At 45.9% G+C, this 24,133-nt stretch carries 20 protein-coding genes and 1 pseudogene; 15 read left to right on the forward strand and 6 right to left on the reverse strand.

Translation table 11 applies throughout. The annotated features are described in order from the left end of the window. The 9 genes and pseudogenes from R7Z78_RS23485 to rpoC all read left to right on the forward strand — a co-directional run. A pseudogene (locus R7Z78_RS23485) lies at nt 1-71 on the forward strand (elongation factor Tu); the annotation flags it as partial. A gap of 266 nt (nt 72-337) precedes the next feature. After that, entirely contained in the window at nt 338-718 is a 381-nt protein-coding gene (secE, locus tag R7Z78_RS23490) for a preprotein translocase subunit SecE (RefSeq protein ID WP_005384680.1), read from the forward strand. A gap of 13 nt (nt 719-731) precedes the next feature. Further along, the gene (gene nusG, locus R7Z78_RS23495) at nt 732-1,280 is read left to right on the forward strand and encodes a transcription termination/antitermination protein NusG (RefSeq protein ID WP_005384681.1); all 549 of its coding nucleotides are present in this window, start codon (nt 732-734) and stop codon (nt 1,278-1,280) included. 164 nt (nt 1,281-1,444) lie between these two features. Next, on the forward strand, nt 1,445-1,873 hold the full coding sequence (gene rplK / locus R7Z78_RS23500; RefSeq protein ID WP_005384682.1) for a 50S ribosomal protein L11: 429 nt from the start codon (nt 1,445-1,447) through the stop codon (nt 1,871-1,873). Between the two features lie 4 nt (nt 1,874-1,877). Then, nucleotides 1,878-2,579 (forward strand): 50S ribosomal protein L1, encoded by a 702-nt coding sequence (gene rplA, locus R7Z78_RS23505; protein ID WP_005384683.1) that lies wholly within the window; start codon nt 1,878-1,880, stop codon nt 2,577-2,579. Between the two features lie 293 nt (nt 2,580-2,872). Further along, the gene (gene rplJ / locus R7Z78_RS23510) at nt 2,873-3,367 is read left to right on the forward strand and encodes a 50S ribosomal protein L10 (protein ID WP_005382538.1); all 495 of its coding nucleotides are present in this window, start codon (nt 2,873-2,875) and stop codon (nt 3,365-3,367) included. A 57-nt stretch (nt 3,368-3,424) separates the two neighbouring features. Continuing rightward, nucleotides 3,425-3,793 (forward strand): 50S ribosomal protein L7/L12, encoded by a 369-nt coding sequence (gene rplL / locus R7Z78_RS23515; protein ID WP_005382540.1) that lies wholly within the window; start codon nt 3,425-3,427, stop codon nt 3,791-3,793. Nucleotides 3,794-4,045: 252 nt separating this feature from the next. Beyond that, entirely contained in the window at nt 4,046-8,074 is a 4,029-nt protein-coding gene (gene rpoB / locus R7Z78_RS23520) for a DNA-directed RNA polymerase subunit beta (protein ID WP_005384685.1), read from the forward strand. Nucleotides 8,075-8,178: 104 nt separating this feature from the next. Further along, complete coding sequence (gene rpoC / locus R7Z78_RS23525; RefSeq protein WP_005382514.1) at nt 8,179-12,381, forward strand: DNA-directed RNA polymerase subunit beta'; 4,203 nt, start codon at nt 8,179-8,181, stop codon at nt 12,379-12,381. Nucleotides 12,382-12,554: 173 nt separating this feature from the next. Here rpoC and R7Z78_RS23530 read toward each other — a convergent pair whose 3' ends face one another. Then, the gene (locus tag R7Z78_RS23530; protein WP_047102538.1) at nt 12,555-13,046 is read right to left on the reverse strand and encodes an Rsd/AlgQ family anti-sigma factor; all 492 of its coding nucleotides are present in this window, start codon (nt 13,044-13,046) and stop codon (nt 12,555-12,557) included. Nucleotides 13,047-13,223: 177 nt separating this feature from the next. Between R7Z78_RS23530 and nudC the strand changes: the two genes are divergently transcribed. Both nudC and hemE read left to right on the forward strand, forming a co-directional pair. Further along, complete coding sequence (gene nudC / locus R7Z78_RS23535; RefSeq protein ID WP_005382516.1) at nt 13,224-14,021, forward strand: NAD(+) diphosphatase; 798 nt, start codon at nt 13,224-13,226, stop codon at nt 14,019-14,021. A 247-nt stretch (nt 14,022-14,268) separates the two neighbouring features. Continuing rightward, entirely contained in the window at nt 14,269-15,336 is a 1,068-nt protein-coding gene (gene hemE, locus R7Z78_RS23540) for a uroporphyrinogen decarboxylase (protein WP_054577305.1), read from the forward strand. A gap of 240 nt (nt 15,337-15,576) precedes the next feature. Here hemE and R7Z78_RS23545 read toward each other — a convergent pair whose 3' ends face one another. Next, a complete protein-coding gene (locus R7Z78_RS23545; RefSeq protein ID WP_005382518.1) occupies nt 15,577-16,149 on the reverse strand; it encodes a uracil-DNA glycosylase family protein in 573 nt (190 codons plus the stop codon). A 2-nt stretch (nt 16,150-16,151) separates the two neighbouring features. After that, the gene (locus R7Z78_RS23550; protein WP_054577304.1) at nt 16,152-17,075 is read right to left on the reverse strand and encodes a D-2-hydroxyacid dehydrogenase; all 924 of its coding nucleotides are present in this window, start codon (nt 17,073-17,075) and stop codon (nt 16,152-16,154) included. A 66-nt stretch (nt 17,076-17,141) separates the two neighbouring features. On the opposite strand from R7Z78_RS23550, the gene R7Z78_RS23555 reads away from it, so the two are divergent. Next, nucleotides 17,142-17,729, forward strand: a complete 588-nt coding sequence (locus R7Z78_RS23555) for a YjaG family protein (protein WP_005382520.1) — start codon at nt 17,142-17,144, stop codon at nt 17,727-17,729. Between the two features lie 79 nt (nt 17,730-17,808). On the opposite strand, the gene R7Z78_RS23560 is transcribed toward R7Z78_RS23555, so the two are convergent. Further along, complete coding sequence (locus R7Z78_RS23560; protein ID WP_005384697.1) at nt 17,809-18,942, reverse strand: hemolysin family protein; 1,134 nt, start codon at nt 18,940-18,942, stop codon at nt 17,809-17,811. Nucleotides 18,943-19,195: 253 nt separating this feature from the next. Here R7Z78_RS23560 and hupA point away from each other — a divergent pair, with 253 nt between their 5' ends. Both hupA and R7Z78_RS23570 read left to right on the forward strand, forming a co-directional pair. After that, nucleotides 19,196-19,468 carry a nucleoid-associated protein HU-alpha gene (gene hupA / locus R7Z78_RS23565; protein WP_005382524.1) on the forward strand — a complete coding sequence of 91 codons (273 nt, stop codon included), beginning with the start codon at nt 19,196-19,198 and terminating at the stop codon, nt 19,466-19,468. A 39-nt stretch (nt 19,469-19,507) separates the two neighbouring features. Continuing rightward, complete coding sequence (locus tag R7Z78_RS23570; protein ID WP_031780911.1) at nt 19,508-20,206, forward strand: DUF1481 domain-containing protein; 699 nt, start codon at nt 19,508-19,510, stop codon at nt 20,204-20,206. An 85-nt stretch (nt 20,207-20,291) separates the two neighbouring features. On the opposite strand, the gene purD is transcribed toward R7Z78_RS23570, so the two are convergent. After that, nucleotides 20,292-21,581: a phosphoribosylamine--glycine ligase gene (purD, locus tag R7Z78_RS23575; protein WP_053307545.1), complete on the reverse strand. Its 1,290-nt coding sequence runs from the start codon at nt 21,579-21,581 to the stop codon at nt 20,292-20,294. A 194-nt stretch (nt 21,582-21,775) separates the two neighbouring features. Further along, a complete protein-coding gene (gene purH, locus R7Z78_RS23580) occupies nt 21,776-23,368 on the reverse strand; it encodes a bifunctional phosphoribosylaminoimidazolecarboxamide formyltransferase/IMP cyclohydrolase (RefSeq protein ID WP_005383658.1) in 1,593 nt (530 codons plus the stop codon). A gap of 265 nt (nt 23,369-23,633) precedes the next feature. On the opposite strand from purH, the gene zntR reads away from it, so the two are divergent. Then, the gene (gene zntR / locus R7Z78_RS23585; RefSeq protein ID WP_005382529.1) at nt 23,634-24,032 is read left to right on the forward strand and encodes a Zn(2+)-responsive transcriptional regulator; all 399 of its coding nucleotides are present in this window, start codon (nt 23,634-23,636) and stop codon (nt 24,030-24,032) included. Nucleotides 24,033-24,133 lie beyond the last annotated feature (101 nt).

The raw sequence follows: 24,133 nt of genomic DNA on the forward strand, positions 1-24,133 counted from the left end.
GTCTACGTTTCGCGATCCGTGAAGGTGGCCGTACAGTAGGTGCTGGTGTTGTTGCTAAGATCTTCGACTAATTCATAGCGAATTAGCGATGCTTTCGGAAAATCTTGAATTAGATTTGACGAACCAGTAGCAAAAAGGGCATCATTTGATGCCCTTTTTCTGCACTCAACATTATTTTTGCTGTTTTCTTGTTCAGAAGTGGGTTGGGCGCAGAGCAAGATTAAGCAAAGAGGCTTAATCTTAAGAAGAGTACGCTGATTTTTTCAGCGATATGGAGTTTGCCCTGCAACAGCGGGGTTGTTGTCGTCTATATTAAGACTTGTAACAGGTTGGTTTTATGAAAGCAAATAATGCTGAAACTCCTGATAGCTCAAACGCAGCAGATACGTTTAAGTGGGTAGCCGCTTTCGTATTGGCAGCTGCCGCTGTTGTGGGTAATTACCTGTATGGTGAAATGTCTGTAGTGGTTCGTGCTGCAGGCGTTGTTGTTCTTATTGCAGCTGCCTTAGGCGTTGCAGCAACAACGACTAAAGGTAAAGCAGCGATCAGTTTTGCAAAAGAATCTCGTATGGAAGTACGTAAAGTTGTTTGGCCTACTCGCCAAGAAACCATGCAAACAACACTGATCGTTTTAGCTGTAAGTATTGTAATGGCTCTAGTGCTATGGGGTATTGACGGAATTATGGTTCGTCTAGTAGCTCTAGCAACTGGGGTATAGAGGGTTTTTATTCATGAGTGAAGCTCCAAAAAAACGCTGGTATGTGGTTCAAGCCTTCTCTGGATTTGAAGGTCGTGTAGCTCAATCTCTGCGCGAGCATATCAAAATGCACGGCATGGAAGAGCTATTCGGTGAAGTACTGGTTCCTACTGAAGAAGTAGTGGAAATGCGCGCGGGTCAGCGTCGCAAATCTGAGCGTAAGTTCTTCCCAGGTTACGTCCTTGTTCAGATGATTATGAACGATGAATCATGGCACCTAGTACGCAGTGTGCCGCGTGTCATGGGCTTCATTGGTGGTACCTCAGACCGTCCGGCACCTATCACGGATAAAGAGGCTGACGCGATTCTTAATCGTCTTGAGAAAGCGAGTGAAGCGCCTCGTCCGCGTACAATGTACGAAGCGGGTGAAGTGGTACGTGTTAACGAAGGTCCATTTGCTGACTTCAACGGTACTGTTGAAGAAGTGGATTACGAGAAGAGCCGCCTGAAAGTGTCGGTATCGATCTTTGGTCGTGCGACACCAGTTGAGCTTGAATTTGGTCAGGTTGAAAAGCTGGACTAAGACTCTTCGTTAAAGAGTATAAAAAATCACCTTTTTAGGGTTGTATAAGGCGCGGATTATGACTATAATTTCGCGCCTTTTTACTTCAAGTGAAGTAAAAAGTTTCTTACACAAACGGGGAGCTGATCCGCGATTAGCGTTTGTACCCAAACTTAGGAATTATCATGGCTAAGAAAGTTGAAGCTTACATCAAGCTACAAGTTGCTGCTGGTATGGCTAACCCTAGTCCACCAGTAGGTCCTGCACTAGGTCAACACGGTGTGAACATCATGGAATTCTGTAAAGCGTTCAACGCAAAAACAGAATCTATTGAGAAAGGTCTACCAACTCCAGTAGTTATCACAGTATACAGCGACCGTTCTTTCACGTTCGTAACTAAGACTCCACCTGCTGCTGTTCTTCTTAAGAAAGCTGCTGGCGTTAAGTCTGGTTCAGGTCGTCCAAACACTGAAAAAGTTGGTACTGTAACTGACGCTCAAATCCAAGAAATCGCAGAAACTAAAGCTGCTGATATGACTGGTGCTGACATCGAAGCGATGAAGCGTTCTATCGCTGGTACTGCTCGTTCAATGGGCCTAGTGGTAGAGGGTTAATAAGATGGCAAAACTAACTAAGCGCATGCGCGTAATCCGCGAAAAAGTTGACGTAACTAAAGAATACGAAATCAACGAAGCTGTTGCTCTTCTTCAAGAACTAGCGACTGCTAAATTCGTTGAGTCTGTAGACGTTGCTGTTAACCTAGGCATTGATGCTCGTAAATCTGACCAGAACGTACGTGGTGCAACTGTACTACCTCACGGTACTGGCCGCGAAATCCGCGTTGCAGTGTTCACTCAAGGTGCTAACGCTGAAGCAGCTAAAGAAGCTGGCGCAGACATCGTAGGTATGGAAGATCTTGCTGAGCAAGTTAAGAAAGGCGAAATGAACTTTGACGTAGTTGTTGCTTCTCCAGATGCAATGCGCGTTGTAGGTCAACTAGGTACTATCCTAGGTCCTCGCGGTCTTATGCCAAACCCTAAAGTTGGTACTGTAACTCCTAACGTTGCTGAAGCAGTTAAAAACGCTAAAGCTGGTCAGGTTCGTTACCGTAACGACAAAAACGGCATCATCCACACTACTATCGGTAAAGCAAACTTCTCTGCTGAGCAGATCAAAGAGAACCTAGAAGCACTTCTAGTTGCTCTGAAGAAAGCTAAGCCATCTTCAGCGAAAGGTACTTTCCTGAAGAAAGTAAGCATCTCTACTACTATGGGTGCTGGTGTTGCTGTTGATCAGGCTAGCCTGAACACTCAAGCATAATTTATTTGCTTAGGCGCAAAATTCGTGTATAATTTTGCGCCTAATATTTGTGGTTGGGGCTGAACTTTGGTTCTTTGAACTGTCTCCTAGTTCGAAATGAATTAAGACCCAGTCTCCGTCCAAGACCGTAGGTGTTTGTGTAAAAGCAAACTTAATTATCCTACGTAGATGGTGCCCGAACTGACAGAAAGCTCTATGTAATATAGTTAACTTTCTTCTGGGGAAGCACCTCAATAGCTCTCACTGTCGTGATGATAGTGAGTGGTGTAACGACAACCAGGAGTAAATCCAAGATGGCTTTAAACCTTCAAGACAAAAAAGCAATTGTTGCTGAAGTCAACGAAGCTGCCAGTGGTGCACTTTCTGCAGTTGTAGCTGATTCTCGTGGCGTTCAAGTTGGCGCGATGACTTCTCTACGTAAACAAGCTCGTGAAGCTGGCGTTTACATGAGAGTTGTTCGTAACACTCTTGCTCGTCGTGCGGTTGAAGGTACTGAGTACGAGTGTCTAACTGACACTTTCACTGGTCCTACTCTAATCGCATTCTCTAATGAGCACCCAGGTGCTGCAGCGCGTCTTTTCAAAGACTTCGCTAAAGAGAACAAAGATTTCGAGATCAAAGCTGCTGCATTTGAAGGCGCTTTAACTGACGCTGAAGTACTAGCAACACTACCAACTTACGACGAAGCAATTGCACGCCTAATGATGTGCATGAAAGAAGCTTCGGCTGGCAAGCTGGCGCGTACTATCGCAGCTATCCGCGATCAAAAACAAGAAGCAGCGGCATAAGCCTTGCTTTTTACTGGTTGCTTAATAAACTTATTGTTGACTTAAAAGAGAATTGTTATGTCTATTACTAACGAGCAAATCCTAGACGCAGTTGCAGAAATGTCTGTAATGCAAGTTGTTGAACTAATCGAAGCAATGGAAGAGAAATTCGGTGTTTCTGCTGCTGCTGCTGTTGTAGCTGGCGGCGCTGCTGCAGGCGAAGCTGCTGCTGAGCAAACTGAATTCGACGTAATCCTAGAAGCTGCTGGCGGTAACAAAGTTGCTGTAATCAAAGCAGTACGTGGCGCAACTGGCCTAGGTCTTAAAGAAGCTAAAGCTCTAGTAGACGGCGCTCCAGCACCTCTTAAAGAAGGTGTTGAGAAAGCAGAAGCTGAAGCTCTTAAAGCTCAGCTAGAAGAAGCTGGTGCAACTGTTGCTGTTAAGTAATTATTGCATAGTTTCTTAGCCTAACGGCTAATTGGCTGGTGGTTTTTTAACCACCGGCCTTTTTGCGCTGTAGGGTATAGGCGAATTTTCCCGCTGTTTAAGCGCCTGATATCCATGCAAAAAACATTTCATTCTTACGAAATGAAATGTCACTACAGTAAACAGCTATATTAGTCACTGTCCCTTACCCCCCTTAAGTAACTAGGAGCGGGCGGACAGTTTGGGTCACTTATCAGCGAGCTGAGGAACCCCATGGTTTACTCTTATACCGAGAAAAAGCGCATCCGTAAGGACTTTGGTACTCGTCCACAAGTTTTGGACATTCCATACCTGCTATCGATCCAGCTCGATTCGTTCGACAAATTTATCGAACAGGATCCTGAAGGTCAATACGGTCTTGAAGCCGCTTTCCGTTCTGTATTCCCGATTCAGAGCTACAACGGCAATTCTGAGCTGCAATACGTTAGCTACCGTCTTGGTGAGCCAGTTTTTGACGTTAAAGAATGTCAAATCCGCGGTGTAACTTACTCAAAGCCACTACGTGTAAAACTACGCCTAGTTATCTTTGATAAAGACGCGCCAGCAGGTACTGTAAAAGACATTAAAGAACAAGAAGTCTACATGGGTGAAATTCCACTCATGACAGACAATGGTACCTTCGTAATCAACGGTACCGAGAGGGTTATCGTATCCCAGCTGCACCGAAGCCCAGGCGTGTTCTTCGACAGCGATAAGGGTAAGACCCACTCTTCAGGTAAAGTTTTATACAACGCACGTGTTATTCCTTACCGTGGTTCATGGCTTGATTTCGAGTTTGATCCTAAGGATAACTTGTACGTTCGTATCGACCGCCGTCGTAAGCTACCAGCATCGATCATCCTTCGAGCACTAGGTAAGTCGACAGAAGAAATCCTAGATATCTTCTTCGAGAAAGTGAACTTCGAAGTGAAAGACCAAACTCTATTGATGGAGTTGGTTCCTGATCGTCTACGTGGTGAAACTGCGTCATTCGACATCGAAGCAAATGGTAAAGTTTACGTTGAGCAGGGTCGTCGCGTAACAGCTCGTCATATCCGCCAACTAGAAAAAGATGGCGTTGATCACATCGAAGTACCAGTTGAGTACATCGTTGGTAAAGTTGCATCTAAAGATTACATCAATGAAGCAACTGGCGAGATCATTGTTAACGCTAACCAGGAAATCAGCCTGGAAGCACTAGCGAACCTATCTCAGGCTGGCCACAAAGCGCTAGAAGTTCTATTCACGAACGATCTAGACCACGGTCCATTCATGTCAGAAACACTACGTATCGACAGCACGGTTGATCGTATTTCTGCATTGGTAGAAATCTACCGCATGATGCGCCCTGGTGAGCCGCCAACAAAAGAAGCTGCAGAAGCTCTATTCGAAAGCCTATTCTTCTCTGAAGAGCGTTACGATCTATCGACTGTTGGTCGTATGAAGTTCAACAGCTCTATCGGCCGTGAAGATGCTCAAGAGCAAGGCACGCTTGATGAAACTGATATCATCGAAGTGATGAAGAAGCTGATCGCGATCCGTAACGGTAAGGGCGAAGTGGACGATATCGACCACCTAGGCAACCGTCGTATCCGTTCTGTAGGCGAAATGGCTGAGAACCAGTTCCGTGTAGGTCTAGTACGTGTTGAGCGTGCAGTTAAAGAGCGTCTAAGCCTAGGCGATCTTGACGCAATCATGCCTCAAGACTTGATCAACGCGAAGCCAATTTCTGCGGCAGTTAAAGAATTCTTTGGCTCTTCACAGCTTTCACAGTTCATGGACCAAAACAACCCGCTATCAGAAGTAACGCACAAGCGTCGTATTTCTGCATTGGGTCCTGGCGGTCTAACTCGTGAACGTGCTGGCTTCGAAGTACGTGACGTACACGTAACTCACTACGGTCGTCTGTGTCCTATCGAAACGCCTGAAGGTCCAAACATCGGTCTGATCAACTCTCTATCTGCGTTTGCGCGTTGTAACGAGTACGGTTTCCTAGAGACACCATACCGTCGCGTTGTAGATGGCGTAGTAACAGACGAAGTAGATTACCTATCTGCAATCGAAGAAGGCCAATTCGTTATCGCACAGGCGAACGCTAAGCTAAACGAAGATGGTACTTTTGCAGATGAGCTGATCACAGCTCGTCAGAAAGGTGAATCTGGTCTACACCCTCGTGAGCACGCTCAGTACATGGACGTTGCGACAAACCAGGTTGTATCTATCGCTGCATCGCTTATCCCGTTCCTAGAACACGATGATGCGAACCGTGCATTGATGGGTGCGAACATGCAACGTCAGGCAGTTCCAACACTGAAAGCTGACAAACCGCTTGTTGGTACTGGTATTGAACGTAACGTAGCAGTTGACTCAGGTGTAACTGCAGTTGCTAAACGTGGTGGTGTAATCCAGTCAGTAGATGCTTCTCGTATCGTTGTTAAAGTTAACGAAGAAGAGCTAGTACCAGGTGAAGCTGGTATCGACATCTACAACCTGACTAAATACACACGTTCTAACCAGAACACATGTATTAACCAGCGCCCATGTGTGATGCCAGGTGAGCCTGTATCACGCGGTGACGTTCTTGCTGATGGTCCTTCAACAGACCTTGGTGAACTAGCGCTTGGTCAAAACATGCGTATCGCGTTCATGCCTTGGAACGGTTACAACTTCGAAGACTCGATCTTAGTATCTGAGCGCGTAGTTCAAGAAGACCGTTTCACGACTATCCACATCCAAGAACTGACTTGTGTGGCGCGTGATACTAAGCTTGGTTCTGAAGAGATCACAGCGGATATTCCAAACGTAGGTGAGTCTGCTCTGTCTAAACTAGACGAGTCAGGTATCGTTTACATCGGTGCTGAAGTTAAGGGTGGCGACATCCTAGTTGGTAAAGTTACACCTAAAGGTGAAACTCAGCTAACGCCTGAAGAGAAGCTACTACGTGCAATCTTCGGTGAAAAAGCATCTGACGTTAAAGATACTTCACTACGTGTACCTAACTCTGTATCAGGTACGATCATCGACGTTCAAGTCTTTACTCGCGATGGCGTAGAGAAAGACAAGCGTGCGCTTGAAATCGAACAGATGCAGCTTAAAGAAGCGAAGAAAGACCTAACTGAAGAATTCCAGATTCTTGAGGGCGGCCTTCTAAACCGTGTTAAAGCTGTATTGATTGAAGGCGGTTACTCTGAAGCGAAACTAGACACAACTGATCGTAAGAAGTGGCTAGAACTAACGCTAGAAGATGACGCACTACAAACTCAGCTTGAGCAACTTGCTGAGCAGTGGGATGAGCTAAAAGCTGACTTCGATAAGAAGTTCGAAACTAAGCGTCGTAAGATCACTCAAGGTGATGATTTAGCACCTGGCGTCCTGAAGATCGTTAAGGTTTACCTAGCGGTTAAACGTCGCATTCAGCCTGGTGATAAGATGGCGGGTCGTCACGGTAACAAGGGTGTAATCTCTAAGATCAACCCTGTTGAAGACATGCCATACGATGAGAAAGGTCAGCCTGTAGACATCGTACTTAACCCACTGGGTGTACCTTCGCGTATGAACATCGGTCAGATCCTAGAAGTACACTTAGGTCTGGCAGCGAAAGGTATCGGTGACAAGATCAACCAGATGGTTAAAGAGCAGCAAGAACTAGCGAAATTCCGCGAGTTCCTACAAAAAGTTTACGATCTAGGCGACACTCGCCAGAAAGTAGACATTGCTTCTCTATCTGATGATGAAGTACGTACTCTGATCAAGAACTTGCGTGGCGGTCTACCAATCGCGACTCCTGTATTTGATGGCGCTCCAGAAGAGTCAATCAAAGCACTTCTTGAGCTAGCAGATCTACCAACATCAGGTCAGTTAACACTGTTTGATGGTCGCACAGGTGATGCGTTTGAGCGTCCTGTAACTGTTGGTTACATGTACATGCTGAAACTGAACCACCTTGTTGATGACAAGATGCACGCTCGTTCAACTGGTTCGTACAGCCTAGTAACTCAGCAGCCACTAGGTGGTAAAGCTCAGTTCGGTGGTCAGCGTTTCGGTGAGATGGAAGTATGGGCACTAGAAGCATACGGTGCTGCTTACACGCTACAAGAAATGCTAACGGTTAAGTCGGATGACGTTAACGGCCGTACTAAGATGTACAAGAACATCGTAGACGGCAACCACAGCATGGAACCTGGCATGCCAGAATCGTTCAACGTACTGTTGAAAGAGATCCGCTCGCTAGGTATCAACATCGAGCTAGAAGACGAAGAGTAATCCTTTTCTCTCTTGATGAAAGTCGAGAGAATCAAAGCGATTATTTGGAAGAAGGTGCTCACTTTAGCAAGTGAGCTCCTTTTAACTCCTTACAGGAGCTGATTGTGAAAGACTTATTAAACTTTCTAAAAGCACAGCATAAGACCGAAGAATTTGATGCAATCAAAATCGGTCTATCTTCACCAGACATGATCCGTTCATGGTCTTTCGGTGAAGTTAAAAAACCTGAAACGATCAACTATCGTACGTTCAAACCTGAACGCGATGGTCTGTTCTGTGCGCGTATCTTTGGTCCAGTTAAAGACTACGAATGTCTTTGTGGTAAGTACAAGCGCCTGAAGCACCGTGGTGTTATCTGTGAGAAGTGTGGTGTAGAAGTTACACAAACTAAAGTTCGTCGTGACCGTATGGGCCACATTGAACTGGCTTCACCAGTAGCTCACATCTGGTTCCTAAAATCGCTACCGTCTCGTATCGGTCTACTAATGGATATCCCTCTACGTGATATCGAACGCGTTCTGTACTTCGAAATGTACGTAGTAACAGAGCCTGGTATGACTGATCTAGAAAAAGGTCAGATGCTTACTGAAGAAGAGTATCTAGATCGTCTAGAAGAGTGGGGCGACGAGTTCACTGCTAAGATGGGTGCGGAAGCTATCAAGGACCTACTAGGTTCTATGGATATGCACGCTGAAGCAGAACAAATGCGTGAAGAGTTAGAGACAACAAACTCTGAAACTAAGCGTAAGAAAGTAACTAAGCGTCTTAAGCTGGTAGAAGCGTTCATCGCATCGGGTAACAACCCTGAGTGGATGATCCTAACTGTACTTCCAGTACTTCCGCCAGATCTACGTCCTCTAGTACCTCTAGATGGCGGTCGCTTTGCGACTTCTGATCTTAACGATCTATACCGTCGTGTGATCAACCGTAACAACCGTTTGAAGCGTCTTCTAGAGCTAGCGGCTCCGGACATCATCGTACGTAACGAAAAACGTATGCTGCAAGAGTCTGTTGATGCGCTACTAGATAACGGTCGTCGTGGTCGTGCGATCACAGGTTCTAACAAGCGTCCTCTGAAATCTCTTGCTGATATGATCAAGGGTAAACAAGGTCGTTTCCGTCAGAACCTTCTAGGTAAACGTGTAGACTACTCTGGCCGTTCTGTAATCACAGTAGGTCCATACCTTCGTCTACACCAGTGTGGTCTTCCTAAGAAGATGGCACTTGAGCTATTCAAACCATTCATCTACAGCAAGCTAGAGACTCGTGGTCTTGCGACTACAATCAAAGCTGCTAAGAAAATGGTAGAGCGTGAAGAAGCGGTCGTTTGGGATATCCTAGACGAAGTAATCCGTGAACACCCAGTACTATTGAACCGTGCACCGACACTTCACCGTCTAGGTATCCAGGCGTTCGAACCAGTACTGATCGAAGGTAAAGCGATTCAGCTACACCCACTTGTTTGTGCGGCGTACAACGCGGACTTCGATGGTGACCAAATGGCGGTTCACGTACCTCTAACTCTAGAGGCACAACTTGAAGCTCGTACTCTGATGATGTCGACAAACAACATTCTGTCGCCAGCGTCAGGTGATCCGATCATCGTACCTTCTCAGGACGTTGTATTGGGTCTGTACTACATGACTCGTGAAAAGATCAACGTGAAAGGTGAAGGCATGTACCTTTCTGGCCCAGAAGAGGCTGAGAAAGCATACCGCACTAAACAAGCTGAGCTTCACGCACGCGTTAAAGTACGTATTACAGAAACTGTTGTAGACGAAGACGGCAACAGCACTACAGAAACCAAGATGGTAGACACCACTGTTGGTCGTGCAATGCTATGGCAAATCGTGCCAGCTGGTCTACCGTACAGCATCGTTAACCAAAAGCTAGGTAAGAAGCAAATCTCTAACCTACTTAACGAGGCGTACCGTAAACTAGGTCTGAAAGACACAGTAATCTTCGCTGACCAAATCATGTACACAGGTTTCGCATACGCGGCACTTTCTGGTGTATCTGTTGGTATCGACGATATGGTTGTACCAGCAGCTAAGTACACTGAAATCGCAGAAGCGGAAGAAGAAGTACGTGAAATCCAGGAACAGTACCAATCAGGTCTTGTTACTGCGGGCGAACGCTACAACAAAGTTATCGATATCTGGGCATCGACCAACGACCGTGTTGCGAAAGCAATGATGGAAAACCTTTCATCTGAAACGGTAGTTAACCGTGACGGTGAAGAGGAACAGCAAGAGTCATTCAACAGCATCTATATGATGGCGGACTCGGGCGCTCGTGGTTCTGCAGCACAGATTCGTCAGCTTGCGGGTATGCGTGGTCTGATGGCGCGTCCAGATGGTTCAATCATCGAAACGCCGATCACAGCGAACTTTAAAGAAGGTCTAAACGTACTTCAGTACTTTATCTCAACGCACGGTGCTCGTAAGGGTCTTGCGGATACGGCACTGAAAACAGCGAACTCGGGTTACCTAACTCGTCGTCTAGTAGACGTTGCTCAAGACGTTGTTGTAACTGAACATGACTGTGGCACTCACGAAGGTGTCGACATGATGCCTCACATCGAGGGTGGTGATGTTAAAGTTGCACTTTCTGAGCTTGCTCTTGGTCGTGTTGTTGCTGAAGACGTACTAAAACCTGGCACTGAAGACGTTCTTATTCCACGTAACACCCTGATCGATGAGAAGTGGTGTCAAATCATGGAAGAGAACTCAGTAGACAGCATGAAAGTGCGCTCTGTAGTAACGTGTGATTCTGACTTCGGTTGTTGTGCACAATGTTACGGTCGTGACCTAGCACGTGGTCACCTAGTGAACCAAGGTGAAGCAGTGGGTGTTATTGCTGCTCAGTCTATCGGTGAGCCAGGTACACAGCTAACGATGCGTACGTTCCACATCGGTGGTGCGGCATCGACAGCAGCGGCAGAGAACAGTGTTCAAGTTAAGAACAACGGTTCTATCAAGCTACACAACGCTAAATCTGTATTGGCTGATGACGGTAAGATCGTTATCACTTCTCGTGCGACAGAGTTAACTATCGTTGATGAGTTTGGTCGTACTAAAGAGAAGCACAAACTGCCTTACGGTACGCTACTAAGCAAAGGCGATGGTGATACAGTTCAAGCTGGCGAAACAGTTGCAAACTGGGAAGCGCACACACTACCTATCATTACTGAGGTAGCAGGTCGCATCCAGTTTGTAGATATGATCGACGGCGTAACAGTATCTCGTCAAACTGATGACCTAACTGGTCTATCTTCAAGCGAAGTAACTGACCCAGCAGCTCGCCCTTCAGCAGGTAAAGATATGCGTCCAGCTATCAAACTTGTTGACGAGCAAGGTAACGATGTAATGATCCCTGGTACTGATATGCCAGCTCACTACTTCCTACCTGGTAAAGCGATTGTGAACATCGAAGATGGCGCAGCAGTAGGTGTTGGTGCAACACTAGCACGTATTCCTCAGAAGTCTGGCGGTAACAAAGATATCACCGGTGGTCTTCCACGAGTTGCTGACCTATTTGAAGCACGTAAGCCGAAAGAGCCTGCAATCCTTGCTGAGCACACAGGTACTGTGAGCTTTGGTAAAGAGACGAAAGGTAAACGTCGCCTAGTGATCACACGTGAAAGCGGTGAAGCTTATGAAGAGATGATTCCTAAGCATCGTCAGTTGAACGTATTCGAAGGTGAAAAAGTTGAACGTGGTGATGTGATCGCAGATGGTCCAGAGTCTCCACATGACATCCTACGTCTACGTGGCGTACACGCGGTGACGCAGTACATTGCTAACGAAGTACAGGAAGTTTACCGTCTACAAGGCGTTAAGATTAACGATAAGCACATTGAAACTATCGTTCGTCAGATGCTACGTAAGTGTACTATTACTCACTCTGGTGACTCTGAGTTCCTACCTGGTGAGCAGATTGAATACTCACAAGTTAAGATTGCTAACCGTAACCTAGAAGCTGAAGGCAAAGAGCCTGCACGTTTCGAACGTGAACTACTAGGTATTACTAAAGCATCTCTAGCGACTGAGTCGTTCATCTCTGCGGCATCGTTCCAGGAGACAACTCGCGTACTAACAGAAGCTGCGGTTTCTGGTAAGCGTGATGACCTACGTGGTCTGAAAGAGAACGTAATTGTTGGTCGTCTGATCCCAGCTGGTACTGGTTTCGCATACCACCAAGAGCGTCAAGCTAAACGTTCTGAAGCGCAAGATGGTCCTTCTGCTGAGCAAGCAACGGATAACCTAGCGGCACTTCTAAACGCTGGTTTCTCTTCTGAAGAGTAAGTCATATAACGAGTAATCGTTAAAAGCTTAAGAAAAAGGCACCTTCGGGTGCCTTTTTAGTTTTTTATACTGCTTTGTTCTTCCGGTGGGATTTTCGATAAAGCTAGAAACAAAAAAGACCGACGATGATCGTCAGTCTTTTCTCTCACTCTATTTCTGAATGTTTGCAAATACTAAGCTCCAGGTGGCATAGACAGGCTTTCTGCGATTTGCTGTATCAGATAGTCCTCGACTTCAAAGCGAGTCTCAAGAATTTCCCCAATGATACACATATCAGAATCGAAATCATTTAATTCATCATCTTCAGTCACTTCTGAGTACTTATCGTTAAAGTTCAATAATGGTTCAGTCGTTAGAACAATTTGACCATAGGTTTGATTGATCTCATTAGTCACGACAAAGCCGGTTGCTTTCCAACGGTCCATAACCATGTCATAAATTTTAAAGTGGCCTTCGGAGATGTAATCAACGAGGTGCTGACAGAAATCCTGCAGTTCGGAAGGAGATGGGAGTTCAATAACATTGGTTTTCGAACAAGGTTGCAGCGCTGCAAGCTTACAATATTCAACAATCAGGGATTGTCGTGTCTCTAACCAGTGATCAATGACATCACTTGAGCCACCCCACTGGTCTTGTGTTTGTTTGAATTTTCTTAGCATGACCATGCCCTCATGATCTGATCGCCCATCGGCGAACGTATCCTTTGCAAAGCAAAGTTAGTAAAGTTATTACAAACTCTTGTCCTTACTAGAATTTAGAGTGCACATTTACTTAACGATAAACTCTAGTATGAAATTAGATTGCCAGTAAAATGAACGAACTTCAAGCAAAGGGATGGTGTAATGTTAAGAAAAGGTGATGTTAACCGCGCGATAAATGCATACTGGTGTGTTGTTGCAGGAAGTGAAATTTGGCTGGTGGATGGTGCTGTGCCCTTCGGGTCTGCAGAGCAGTTATCACTGCCAGTAACGAGTGCAAGACCCATTGGTGAGTATTCTGGTTCGCCCGTCATGTGGCTTAACTTGGCCGATTTAGAGCATGATCTACCTTTAGTATCCCTGCGTGACTGCCTGCATTTTCCTGAGCCATTATTTATGTTGTTAAGTAAAGCTGTGCAATATGGGCACATGACGCAAAGTTTGCGCTTTTGTCCACAGTGCGGAGGAAGAAACTTTCTTAATAATAACCAGTTAGCCATGCAGTGTGGTGAATGTCGCACCCTTCATTATCCTAGAATATTTCCGTGTATTATCGTTGCTGTACGTAAAGAAAATCAGATCTTATTAGCCCAACATCCAAGGCATCGAAATGGTATGTATACGGTTATTGCGGGTTTTCTAGAAGTCGGTGAGACATTAGAAGAGTGCGTGGCTCGAGAAATTCATGAAGAAACGGGAATTCTCGTTAAAAATATTCGCTACTTTGGCAGCCAGCCTTGGGCTTTCCCATCCAGTATGATGATGGGGTTTTTAGCTGACTATGAATCCGGAGAGTTAAGCCCAGACTACACTGAGCTGTCTGATGCACAATGGTTTGGTATCGACGAGATGCCGCCTGTTGCGCCTAAAGGAACGATTGCAAGAGCACTTATCGAACAAACGCTGAAAGATATAGACTCTAATTGTCTGATAAATAGATAAAAAAAACCCTCCGAGAGGGAGGGGGTAAGTAAGATGTCGTTATGAGATGCTGAGTACTAAGTACTCAGTTTATAATTGTAGTTTTCGCTAGCGAACAAATTTTTAACACTGATACCGATTGGGTGCAAATTAAGCATTGATTTAAAAGTTAATAACTTGATCCAGGTTGCAAAGCACACAGCTATTGGACTTAAATCAGTGATAGAATACCCCCTTTCACAGAAAGCCTAACAGTTGGAATTACGGAATGACTGAATTAAAAAATGATCGTTATCTGCGTGCGCTTTTAAAAGAGCCGGTAGATTACACGCCAGTATGGATGATGCGCCAGGCAGGTCGTTACCTACCAGAATACAAAGCGACTCGTGCAGAAGCGGGTGATTTCATGTCTTTGTGTCGAAATGCAGAGTTAGCATCCGAAGTGACACTTCAACCATTACGCCGTTTTCCTCTTGATGCCGCGATCTTATTCTCGGACATCTTAACGATTCCAGATGCAATGGGGCTTGGTTTGCGTTTTGCTGCGGGTGAAGGACCTGTTTTTGATAACCCAATTACATGCAAAGCCGACGTGGAAAAAATTGGTTTGCCAGATCCTGAAGGTGAACTGCAATACGTAATGAACGCAGTACGCCAGATCCGTAAAGACCTGAAGGGTGAAGTGCCGCTGATTGGTTTTTCTGGTAGCCCTTGGACTCTTGCGACGTACATGATCGAAGGTGGTAGCTCTAAAGCGTTTACCAAGATCAAGAAGATGATGTACGCGGAACCACAAACTCTGCACCTACTTCTAGATAAGCTGGCAGACAGCGTTATCGAGTACTTAAACGCGCAAATTAAAGCGGGTGCGCAATCGGTAATGGTATTTGACACATGGGGTGGCGTACTAACGCCTCGTGATTACAATTTGTTCTCACTGCAATACATGCACAAGATTGTAGATGGTCTGATTCGTGAAAACGACGGTCGTCGCGTGCCAGTCACACTGTTTACTAAGAATGGCGGCATGTGGCTTGAGCAAATCGCAGCAACGGGCTGTGATGCGGTTGGTCTAGATTGGACAATCAACATTGCAGACGCGAAAGTACGTATCGGTGATAAAGTGGCTCTGCAAGGTAACATGGACCCATCAATGCTTTACGCTTCGCCAGAGCGTATCCGTGAAGAAGTCGCGGGTATTCTAGAAGGTTTTGGTAATGCAGGTACTGGTCATGTGTTCAACCTAGGTCACGGTATCCATTTGGATGTGCCGCCAGAAAACGCGGGTGTATTTGTGGAAGCGGTACACGAACTATCTAAGCCGTACCACAAGTAACTTCGACTTTTTGAAATCAAATGCCGGCATTCAGTGCCGGTATTTTTTTACCTAAAATTCAGTTTTTCTATCTGAGACTCAAGGCTGTACAGCTCTAGTAGTATTTGGCCTACTATGATCTAATTACTACTCTAGCTGTACACTGGATGTTAAAGTTTAATATAAACAAATACTTATGATTTCGGGTTTTATGTTCTAATTTTCTTGTACAGATAAACAAGCAATTAGATCATGGGTGACCTAAAGCATCGAGTGAACGCGTTTTTTAAGGTATGGCACGACGTCAGATTCAAACCAAGGATTCTTCTTTAACCACAATGTATTGCGTGGAGATGGGTGAGGGAGCGGGATAAAGTCCGGTTCCCAATCTTGCCATTGCTGAACGGTTTGCGTGAGCGTCTTTGGTTTGTTGGTGAGATAGTACTGCTGCGAGTACTGACCAATTAGTAGAGTGAGCTCTATATTGGGCAGCTGCTCAAGAATCTTTTTATGCCAAGTGGGCGCACATTCTTTACGAGGCGGTAAATCACCAGAGTTCCCTTTGCCTGGATAACAGAATCCCATTGGGACAATGGCAATTTTATTTGGGTCGTAGAAAACGTCTTTGTCGATATCGAGCCATTGGCGTAATCGATCACCACTTGGGTCATTCCAAGGTATCGAGGTTTTGTGTACACGTGTGCCAGGGGCCTGACCGATGATTAGGATGCGTGCCCCTTTTGCTGCTTGCACGACAGGGTTTGCACCCAAAGGTAAGTTATCCGCGCAGATCTGGCAGGCCCTCACTTGCTGCAATAGCTCGTCTAACGACATTCTTAGTAACCCTTTTCGAAATCCACTTGATAATTTAATGAAAACCCATCGCGCCAGCGTAGATAGTTGTCAGCAAAAATCTCGATGACTTGCTCGGGAAAACTCAGCGCAGCAATGTGTGGAGTGATGGTGACTTGCGGTAGTTTCCAAAATGGATGCTCTACCGACAACGGTTCTTGCTCAAACACATCTAAGAAGGCGTGTTCTACCCAACGGTTTTTCAGAGCGAAGAGCAACCCTGCCTCATCCAGTACGTCGCCACGACCTACGTTAAACAATAACGCCTGATTTAGTTGGCTGAGCGTTTGACGATTAAGTAACTGTCGCGTCTCAGGTGTACTTGGTAGAGTATTCACAACGATGTCGGCTTGCTCAAATGCCTTACTTAGTTCATTGATATGAAAGGTCTGATGAAACTCGCCGCCTGGAGTAGGGATACCTGTGCGGTTAATACCGATAGTTTTTATCCCCATTGCTTTAGCGGCGTTGCCCAGATAGCCCCCAATGCTACCGGTACCAAGAATTACCATGGTTTTACTTTGTAATGACGTGTATAGGTGAGGCTGCCATTGTTTGTTTTGTTGTTGCTGGTGGTATCGGGCAAAGTGGCGGTAATGGGCAATACTGTAACCCAAAACATATTCAGCAATCAGTGGACCAAAGATGCCTCGAACGTTAGTTAGAGTATAGTCCTGACGAAGGCTAGGGGATGTTAAGGCGTTGACACCAGCAAACGTGGATTGCACCCATTCAAGCTGTGAAAATTCGTCTAAGCTTTGTGATAGTAAGGGTGGATCCGCTAGTACGATCTGAGCGGCTTCTGGTTGGTCGGTGAGACAAAGATCGGGCAGATTTTTCTCTGCCAGTAACGTTTTGTAGGTGTCGCGATGCTCTGAGAGCAGGAAAATCTGATTTGAATGCGGCATTAACTTTTTTCCCTGTGATGAATCAAGTACACTTTCGCTGTTTTTTTCTTCAATGATTGAGTGACTATGCTTAAGAATCCTCTTCAGGTTCGTTTAGAAAAACTAGAACCTTGGCAACAAATTACCTTTATGGCGTGTCTGTGTGAACGCATGTATCCAAACTATGCGATGTTTTGTGAGAATACAGAATTTGCTGACCCGCGTGCTTACCGAGCGATTCTTGATAGTGTATGGGAAATTTTGACAGTTAAGAACGCGAAAATTAACTTCGAACGTCAATTGGAGAAGTTAGAAGAGTTGTTCCCAAGTGCGGATGAGTTCGATTTTTACGGCGTTTACCCAGCGATGGACGCGTGTCAGGGGTTGTCTACGTTACTGCATGGTCTATTGGACCGCGACTACCTTTTCGATTCAATGCTTAAAGTGAGTCAACAGTCGGTACAAACCGTTGCTGATCTAGAGCAAGCACAAGGCGCAGAGCCAATCACTAACGACAACCAGAAAGAAAACGAAGCCGTATGTGAAGAGTGGGACGTCCAGTGGGCTATCTTCCGTCCGCTGCGTGAAGCGGTAGAACGTGACATCAGCTTGATTAAAGATTTGCGTGAAGAGCTACGTGAAGAAGGTGTGAGCAACATCGGTATTGCACTTTAATCGTTGAATAAATAGAAAAAGGCATCCTAACTGGATGCCTTTTTTGTTTGTGCGTTTAAGCTGTTATACCTAATGCTGATTACGATTCTTTCGAGTCGGGTTTCGGTGGCTCTTGAGCTTCTGGCTCTTTATCCTGCTTCTCCAGCTCGTTATCTTCTTCATCGTCATCGCGGCTTTCGATTACGCCGTGCATTTCTTTCCAGCTTTCCCAGCGTTGGTAAGCCAGCTCCTGCATGTCAGTGCTTTTATCTGCTTCGTCGATGATCTCCTCGCCTACGAGGTGTTCAAAAATATCTTCCAACGTTACCAAACCTAGCACGGTACCGTATTCATCAACAACAAGTGCCAGCTGTAAGCGATGAGTCATCATCTGGTCGAATACTTTAGGTAAAGTGGTATTGTTTAGCACCACTTGAATTGGGCGCATGATTGCTCCCAACTGTTTCTGTCCACAACCTGATTGTTGTAGTTTGAACAACTCAAGGCGATGCACAAAACCAATGATGTTATCTTTCTGCTCGCTGTAAACCAATGGGCGTGAGAAAGGCGTATCTTTGTGTTTTTCTAGGAACTCATTGATGGTCATTGTGGCATCGACACGGAATACTACTGGTCGTGGCGTCATAACCTGCGTTACGGGTACATCTTGGATGCCAAGCAAGTTGCTTAAGATTTTTGATTCACCCTCGGCAAACTCACCGCTTTCACGTGCCAGAATCGCCATTGCAGACAGCTCATCACGCATCTTTGGAGCTTCGTGGTTACGAGCAAGACGCTTGGTGATTTGCTCTGAGAACCAAACAAAGGGTGTAAGCGCCCATACCATCCAACGCAATGCGACCGCGGCAGCGGGTGCCAACTGGCGCCAGTAGGTCGCGCCAATCGTCTTCGGTACGATTTCTGAAAGCACTAAGATCGCCAATGTCAGCACTGCCGAAAAGATACCTAATGCTTCGCTACCAAATACAACCGCAGCTTGTGCACCAGCAGTGGCCGCGCCGATCGTGTGAGCGATGGTGTTTAAAGTCAGAATAGATGCCAGTGGTCGGTCGATATCTGATTTCAGCTTAGCCAATTGCCCAGCTGCGGGATGCCCCTGTTGATTGAGCTGCGCAATGTAGCTCGGACTGATACTCAGCAGTACCGCCTCCAGCACCGAACAGATAAACGAAATGCCGATTGCAATAGAGATATAAATGGATAACAGCAGCATAGTTGCCCTTGAATGTAGTTTGATAGTGGTTATTTGCAGCTATTATAACCGCAAAAGTGACTTATAAATTGGTCCAAATACCTTGGAAAGCAAGGGTTTTCAGGGGGTATGTGGTAACAAATTGTGAGTTATTACTCATATTATGGCTAAAAGTACGTCAGAAAATCGAAAGATCGCTTACAAACCTTTGCCAGATGGGGCATTTATGTTTTAGAGTGAGACGAATTCGATAACCTATGAGAAGGGAAACCTAATGAACAAGACCCAATTAATCGACTTTATCGCAGAGAAAGCAGACCTATCAAAAGCACAAGCAAAAGCTGCTCTTGAAGCGACTCTTGATGGTGTAACTGGCGCACTTAAAGAGGGTGACCAAGTTCAACTAATTGGTTTTGGTACATTCAAAGTAAACCACCGCGCTGCACGTACTGGTCGTAACCCTAAGACTGGTGACGAGATTCAAATCGCAGCAGCTAACGTACCAGCATTCGTAGCAGGTAAAGCGCTGAAAGAATCAGTAAACTAAGTTAGAATGCACCGAGGTATCCTGCCTCGGTGCAATTTCATGAAAAAACATCTACTCACTTCACTTCTCCTATCTAGCCTTACCCTTTTTGGCTGTTCATCGGTTGAAACTCCTAATTTAGAACAATTCACGCATTTTTCTGGTGGTAAAGTTGCGGGAGATGCTAGCAGCTTGTACTGGATGACAGAGAAACTCACTCGTGTGAGTACGGCGGCTGATTATGTGACTATGGGGGACAATGGTTGGTTCAAGAGTGATTATCGCTGGGATGAAGGTGAGTTGCGAGAGTTGATTCGAAAAGGCGAGCAAGTTGATACCAAACAAGAGTTGGTGCCTTTTCAAATCCACATCCGTTTCAATAAAGATGGCGAAGCGGTTTACCAACAATATCGTGTTAACCGTAAAGTCTTACCACTCCAGCATGACCAATTAGAGCGCTACAAAGCAGAAGCGAATGACGTAGTGGCATCGGTTAAGGCGCAGTCTCGTAACAATCAGAGCCTTATTCAAGGTTATTGGAATGGTCAATCGTTTGAAACCTGCAAAGGTAAGGTGTTCTCGACACTCGAGTTTAATCAGACGCTGCCAAAATTTATTATCGAGCGTCTCTCATCGGTAGACAGTTATGTGGCTTTTGTCGGCAAGCAGTCACGAAACAAAGCAATGGTCGATGAACTGTTGATGCTCAATGACGATGACTTTGATTGTGTTTCTCGGCCAACGTTGATCTCTGAATAAACATTGCTTCGAATTCTGTCGAACAAGAACAATAAAAAAAGGCGCTGAGTGCGCCTTTTGTTTTTTGAGCCAACTTATGTTGTTTTTATTTGTCTTGCTCACGTGCAATTGCACGGTAGCCGATGTCGTTGCGATGGAACATGCCATCCCAACTGATCTGTTTTGCAAGCTCGTAAGCACGCTGCTGCGCTTCTGATACGCTGTTGCCAAGTGCGGTTGCACAAAGAACACGACCACCGTTTGTCACGATGTCGCCATCTTTGTTACCTGTACCAGCATGGAAGACTTTTTCGCCTTCAATTTCAACTTGTGGCAGACCCGAAATAACGTCGCCTTTGTTGTACGCTGCTGGATAACCACCGGCTGCTAGCACGATACCAATCGATGCTCGTGGATCCCACTTCGATTCCGCTTGATCCAGTTTCTCGTCGATTGCCGCTAGACACAGATCAACAAGATCCGATTCCATGCGCATCATGATAGGTTGTGTCTCAGGATCACCGAAGCGGCAGTTGTACTCGATTACTTTCGGAGTGCCGTCTTTGTCGATCATCAGACCCGCGTATAGGAAACCAGTGTAAGGGTTACCTTCAGCGGCCATGCCACGTACCGTTGGGTAAATCACTTCTTCCATAATGCGGTTATGGATTTCTTGTGTCACCACTGGAGCAGGAGAATATGCACCCATGCCACCGGTGTTAGGACCAGTATCTTTGTCGCCTACGCGTTTGTGGTCTTGGCTGGTGGCCATTGGTAGAACGTTCTCACCATCCACCATCACGATGAAGCTTGCTTCTTCACCATCTAGGAATTCTTCGATAACGACACGACTACCAGCATCACCAAATGCGTTGCCTGCTAGCATGTCTTTGATTGCGTCTTCCGCTTCTTCTAGCGTCATTGCCACAATCACGCCTTTACCAGCAGCAAGGCCGTCGGCTTTCACCACGATCGGTGCACCTTGCTCACGCACGTAAGCAAGCGCTGGTTCAATTTCTGTGAAGTTTGCGTAGGCACCGGTTGGGATTTGGTGACGAGCAAGGAAGTCTTTAGTAAACGCTTTAGAGCCTTCAAGCTGCGCTGCGGCTTGGGTAGGACCAAAGATTGGTAAGCCCGCTTCGCGGAACGCATCCACCACACCAATAACCAGCGGTGCTTCTGGGCCAACGATAGTCAGTTCAATCGCCTTCTCTTTGGCGAAAGCAACAAGGCCAGCGATGTCTTCTACATCGATGTTTACGTTCTCTAGTTTTGGCTCTAGTGCTGTACCTGCGTTGCCTGGAGCAATGAAAATAGTCTCAACATTTGGGTTTTGCGCTGCTTTCCAGCCTAGCGCATGTTCACGACCGCCTGAACCAATGATTAAAACTCGCATATGAAAATCCTTAATCTTATAAATACCGTTTGCTCAAACTCAGATATTTCGCAAAGACCTGAGTATGGCCTCTCTAATTCAATGGGACGAGGACAAGGCGACAAGTGAACTTATTCCTATGAGCATAGTATGCTATGTGATTAGGATAAGTGAACGCCGTCAACGCAGTTATCGTCCCAGTGAAGACGAGAGGATTAGTGGCGGAAGTGACGCATACCGGTAAAGATCATCGCCATGCCGTGTTCGTCTGCCGCTGCAATAACTTCGTCATCACGCATAGAACCGCCTGGTTGGATAACACACTTGATGCCTGCTTCTGCAGCCGCGTCGATACCGTCACGGAATGGGAAGAATGCATCTGATGCCATTACACAACCTTCAACCTGTAGACCTTCGTCTGCAGCTTTGATGCCTGCGATTTTCGCAGAGTAAACGCGGCTCATTTGGCCAGCACCTACACCGATAGTCATGTCGCTTTTCGAGTAAACGATCGCGTTAGATTTCACGTATTTCGCTACTTTCCAGCAGAACAGTGCATCTTTTAGCTCTTCTTCTGTTGGCTGGCGCTTAGAAACCACTTTTAGGTCGTCTAGGCTTACCATGCCTTGGTCGCGGTCTTGAACCAGTAGACCGCCATTCACGCGTTTCACGTCAAAGCCAGTTGTCTTCGTTGTCCATTCGCCACACTCAAGTAGACGTACGTTCTTCTTCGCGGCAACCACTTCAATCGCTTCAGCAGAAACGGAAGGAGCGATGATGACCTCAACGAATTGACGTTCAACAATAGCGGTTGCTGTTTCAGCATCTAGCTCTTGGTTGAATGCAATGATGCCGCCGAACGCTGATGTTGGGTCAGTTTGGTAAGCGCGGTTGTATGCTTCTAGAATGTCTTTACCCAGCGCTACACCACATGGGTTCGCGTGTTTTACGATCACACATGCTGGCTCGTTGAACTCTTTCACACACTCAAGTGCGGCGTCCGTGTCTGCGATGTTGTTGTAAGAAAGGGCTTTACCTTGGATTTGGCGAGCAGTAGAAACGGATGCTTCTTGTGGGTTTGCTTCAACGTAGAATGCGGCTGCTTGGTGGCTGTTCTCACCGTAGCGCATGTCTTGCTTCTTCTCGAACTGTTGGTTGAACGTACGAGGGAATTTGCTCTCTTCATCACCTTCTTTGTTCTCACCGTAAGATGGAACCATAGTGCCGAAGTAGTTTGCGATCATGCCATCGTAAGCGGCAGTGTGTTCAAAAGCAGCGATGGCAAGGTCGAAGCGAGTTTCTAGTGTTAGAGACTTCTCGTTTGCGTCCATCTCTGCAATTACGCGGCCGTAATCACCTGCGTTAACAACGATAGTCACGTCTTTGTGGTTTTTCGCTGCAGAACGAACCATGGTTGGGCCGCCGATATCGATGTTTTCAACAGCGTCGGCTAGTGTACAGCCTTCTTTGGCAACGGTTTCTGCGAATGGGTATAGGTTTACGACAACCATATCGATAGGGTTGATGCCGTGCTTTTCCATCACGTCATCATCTTGGCCACGACGACCAAGCACACCACCGTGAACTTTTGGGTGAAGCGTTTTAACGCGGCCGTCCATCATTTCTGGGAAACCAGTGTAGTCAGAGACTTCAGTTACGGCGATGCCTTGTTCGGCAAGTAGGCGAGCTGTACCACCAGTAGATAGGATATCGACACCGCGCTCAGCAAGAGCTTGTGCAAACTCAACAATACCTGTTTTGTCTGATACGCTGATAAGCGCACGGCGAATAGGACGAGCGTTATTCATGCTTCCATTTTCCTCAAATTCACGGAGTTAAAGATGTTTGCCAAAAATGAACTTGTTTTTACCTCTTGGGGTAAAATATTGGCCAGTTTTGGTAAAGACCTTTGCAGGGTGTTTTCTGGTTAGAAAACAGTCTCCACATTTGATGGCGCGTATTCTAACCAATTTATTACAAAAAAGCTCGCGCAATCGTTTGGCATCTCAAAAATAATTGCAAAAAAGTCGTTCTTTAGCTTTAAAAGTAACGAGATAGTTAATAGGGAAAGTTATGTTTCAGATAGGTGAACTGGCAAAACGTTGTGGTGTGACTGCCGATACATTGCGTTTCTACGAGAAAAACGCGCTAATAAAACCCGCAGGGCGAAGCGAATCAGGCTACCGCTTGTATGATGAAGAGAATCAAAAGCAGGTGCACTTTATCCTCAAAGGTAAAGATCTTGGCTTGAGTCTGGATGAAATTAAAGACCTGTTAGAAATTAAGTTAGAAGCGACAGAACACAGCTGTGCAGAGGTAAAAGCCATTACTTCTGCTAAGTTAGAGCTGATTGATGGGAAAATTAACGAGCTGACGAAAATTCGCCGAGCGTTAAAGAAGATTAATGATGCTTGTTGTGGTCATACAGACGATGACGCCACACATTGCTCTATCCTCGCAGCACTTGAGTAGTCTCATTCTTGCATCACTTAACTTAAGTTTGCATTTTTGGCGACTTGCTTTTCTAGGTACACGCTGCTTTCCCACCTATAATCTTGCCTTTAGTTACTTGT

The sequence above is a fragment of the Vibrio sp. 1167 genome (genome assembly GCF_033340375.1).
GTDB classification, from domain to species: Bacteria; Pseudomonadota; Gammaproteobacteria; order Enterobacterales; family Vibrionaceae; genus Vibrio; species Vibrio alginolyticus.